This window comes from Streptomyces doebereineriae, assembly GCF_031845645.1.
GTDB classification, from domain to species: domain Bacteria; phylum Actinomycetota; class Actinomycetes; order Streptomycetales; family Streptomycetaceae; genus Streptomyces; species Streptomyces canus.
On sequence record NZ_JAVREZ010000598.1, the window covers coordinates 1 to 383 of the forward strand.

1 pseudogene is annotated in these 383 nt (G+C 74.4%); it reads left to right on the forward strand.

From position 1 onward, the window contains the following. Positions 1 to 383 (forward strand): annotated as a pseudogene (locus RNB18_RS53440) (peptidase); the annotation flags it as partial.

The following is a 383-nucleotide window of genomic DNA, read 5'->3' on the forward strand; positions in this document are numbered from 1 at the left end:
TCCGTACGGACGCGGACCAGGTCTCCGTATCGCCCCCGGTGGACGCGGCGGCCAGCGGCATCACGGTGACGGACGAGAAGGGGAAGCCCGTCACCTCCGCCGCCGACGGCGCCCGGCTCTACTTCGACGTGCCCGAGGGCAGCGCCGACGGCTCCGCCTCGCTGACCGTCCAGACGACCACCTCCGTACCGGTCGGCCGGGCCTTCGCCGGGACCACCCGCACCCAGACCCAGATCCTGGCCGGTTCCAGCGAGTCCACCGTCTCCGCCCGGGCCACCGCCACCTGGGCCGAGACCGGTCCCGCCCCGGCGCTCACCGCCAGGAAGAACTGCGCGGCGGGCGGTGTGGACATCACCGCGGCCAACCAGGGCGACGAGCCCTTC